At 60.9% G+C, this 2,846-nt stretch carries 3 protein-coding genes and 1 pseudogene; all 4 read left to right on the forward strand.

Going from position 1 to position 2,846, the window contains the following annotated elements; translation table 11 throughout:
* Nucleotides 1–76 precede the first annotated feature (76 nt).
* Nucleotides 77–292: pseudogene (locus JNC80_RS19845) on the forward strand (S-(hydroxymethyl)glutathione synthase); the annotation flags it as partial.
* A 59-nt stretch (nt 293–351) separates the two neighbouring features.
* Nucleotides 352–1,191, forward strand: a complete 840-nt coding sequence (gene fghA / locus JNC80_RS19850) for an S-formylglutathione hydrolase (RefSeq protein ID WP_376711401.1) — start codon at nt 352–354, stop codon at nt 1,189–1,191.
* 325 nt (nt 1,192–1,516) lie between these two features.
* Complete coding sequence (locus tag JNC80_RS19855; protein WP_376711402.1) at nt 1,517–2,272, forward strand: SDR family oxidoreductase; 756 nt, start codon at nt 1,517–1,519, stop codon at nt 2,270–2,272.
* Nucleotides 2,272–2,846: aldose epimerase family protein (locus JNC80_RS19860; protein ID WP_445482819.1), on the forward strand; the 575-nt coding region annotated here is incomplete at its 3' end. The genes JNC80_RS19855 and JNC80_RS19860, both read left to right, overlap by 1 nt.

Consider the following 2,846-nt stretch of genomic DNA (forward strand, 5'->3'; position numbering starts at 1 on the left):
ATCTGATGTCTGCATCGCCAAAATTTACGCCCAAACCGTCAGGCAGGCAACTGTAGCCCAGTTAACGTGACAACACCATCCGGAACTGTTCGAGACCAAGGGCTGGCCGGCTCCCGGCTTCGCTGCCTTCGTCTCTTCAGTCATCGAGGGCGGTGTCGATCCGTCGGAAATGGATGGCATCCGCGTCAAGCTCAAGGAGGTAGGCCTTGAGCCTTATGATTGCCTGTCACCGGCGCTGATGGATTTCCTTGCAACCTGGACCGCGAAGAAATCCGGCGTTCTTGCTGCGTGACCTAAAAGGCGGGCCGCTCGAGTGGCCCGCCACATCTAAAGCCAACACCGAGACCAGTCATGAAAGAAATCTCTGCCAGCAAGTCGTTCGGCGGCACGCAATATCTCTTCTCGCACTCATCCGAAGCCTGCCAGTGCGACATGACATTCGCAGTCTTCATGCCACCGCAGGCGCAGACAGCCAAGGTTCCGGTCCTGTGGTATCTTTCGGGGCTCACCTGCACGCACCAGAACGTCATGGACAAGGGCGAATATCGAAAGGTTGCCGCCGAACTGGGCGTTGCCATCGTCTGCCCGGATACAAGTCCGCGTGGCGACGACATACCCGACGAGCCGGACAACTGGCAATTCGGCAAGGGAGCCGGATTTTATCTGGACGCCACCCAAGCGCCCTTCGCCACGAACTACAATATGGAAACCTACATCCTGGAAGAGCTGCCCAGATTGCTGGACGAAAGCAGCCTTGCGCTGGATTTCGGTCGCCAGAGCATACTCGGTCACTCCATGGGAGGGCATGGCGCGCTGACGCTGGCGCTGAAGAACCCCGAGGGGTTTGCTTCCGTATCCGCCTTTGCACCGATCACCCAGCCGTCAACGGCCGATTGGTCCCGCCCCGCGTTGGAGAAGTTTCTGGGGGCAGACCCGTCCGCATGGCGGGCTTTTGATGCGACCCTGCTGATTGAAGACGGCCGCCGCGTGAAGGAAATCCTCGTCGACCAGGGCACCGCCGATCCGTGTCTCGAAACGGGCCTGCGCCCTGAGCTGCTCAAAGCCGCTTGTGACGAGGCGGACATCCCGCTCACGCTCAACCTGCGCGAAGGATACGATCACTCTTACCTTTTCATCTCGACATTCATGGCGGATCACATCCGCTGGCATGCGGAACGCCTGCAGCGCTGACGGCGGCCGTTTCGACTTTCGGATTGGAATCGTTCTTGGCGACAATCCAAAAAACCGCGCTGGACGCAACGTTTGTTTGATGCGGTCTGCAGTAGCGACCGTAACATCCGGTCGTCTTTCGACGCCGGATGCCAAGGTAGGACAGCTCGCCTGGATGATCTACTGGAGATCATCCCGGCCTCTTTTCATCTCAATCAGGCGAGTGCTGCCTTGACAGCCACGTCCTGCGACCGTATCGTCGCCATGGCGCGCGGCGAGATCGTGTTCGACAAGCCGACCGCCGACACGTCGATCGACGAAGTCCACGCGCTTCTGTGAGGGAACCATGACTGACCTGACCGGGAAAACCGTCCTGCTTACCGGTGCGCTCGGCACGCTCGGGCGCGCACAGGCCGAGCGGCTGGCGCGCGCCGGCGCTACCCTTCTTCTGCTCGACCGGCCAGGGGCCACGGCAGGCGGGCCCTTTGCCGAAGAGATCGCCGCTGCGCACGGCGTCAAGGCGCTCTATATCGGCGAGGACCTGAACGATCTGCCTGCCACCGAGAAGCGCGCGCTGGAACTGGCGGAAGCGCATGGCGGCATCGACATCCTCATCAACAATGCGGCTCTGATCATCAACAAGCCCTTCGAGGATTTCTCGATTGCGGAATACGAAGATCAGGTGCGTGTGAATTCATCCGCCGCCTTCGCGCTCGCCCGCTCGGTCGCACCGGCGATGAAGGCGAAGCAATACGGAAAGATCGTCAACTTCTGCTCGGTCACGCTCAATGGCCGATGGGACGGCTATGTTCCCTATGTCGCCTCGAAGGGGGCCATGCTCGGCCTGACCAAATCGCTTGCGCGCGAGCTCGGCCCCTATGGTATCAGCGTCAACGCCGTTTCGCCGGGCGCCATCGTCTCGCAGGCGGAAGAGCGTGTCTACGGTGAACGTCTGGAGGAGTACAACAGGTGGGTGCTGGAGAACCAGTCGCTGAAGACCCGAATCCAGCCGGCCGCTGTCGCCGACCTCGTGCATTTCCTCGTTTCGCCGGCATCCGACATGATCTCCGGCCAGAACATCGCAGTTGACGGCGGATGGTGATGGCGGCGGTTGAGCTTGCCAATGACAGGGCGCGTATCGTCGTGCGTCCCGACCTCGGCGGGGGGCTTACCGCGTTCGAAGTTTTGAGCGACGGCATATGGCAGCCGATCTTCCGCACGGTCGATCCGGCGACGGCCCATCCTTTCTCCCTGTCCAACATCCTGCTGGTCCCGTTTTCCGGGCGGATTTCCGGTGGCGGTTTCTCGTTCGACGGCACCTTCCATGTGCTGCCGCGCAACACGGAGACGGAGCGCTATCCGATTCATGGCAACGGCTTTTCGGCTGCATGGCAGATCGCGTCGCAAGACCCGGTCTCCATGAGCCTTGCTCTTTCGGCGAAAGGGCCGGGGCCGTTCCGCTATGATGCGGTCATGTCCTACAGGCTCGACGGTGCCGCGCTCACCATGGAACTCGAAATCGTCAATCGCGCGGCGATCCGCTTGCCCTATGGCGCGGGTTTCCATCCCTGGTTCGTGCGCGATGCGGACACGACGCTCGGTGTTGTCACGTTAAGTTTCTCTGGCCGGAAAGGCCAGGGGCTCGTAGATATTCAGGCGAAACAGGCCGCAATTTT

It is taken from the genome of Pseudochrobactrum lubricantis (genome assembly GCF_041929865.1).
Classification (GTDB): Bacteria; Pseudomonadota; Alphaproteobacteria; order Rhizobiales; family Rhizobiaceae; genus Pseudochrobactrum; species Pseudochrobactrum saccharolyticum.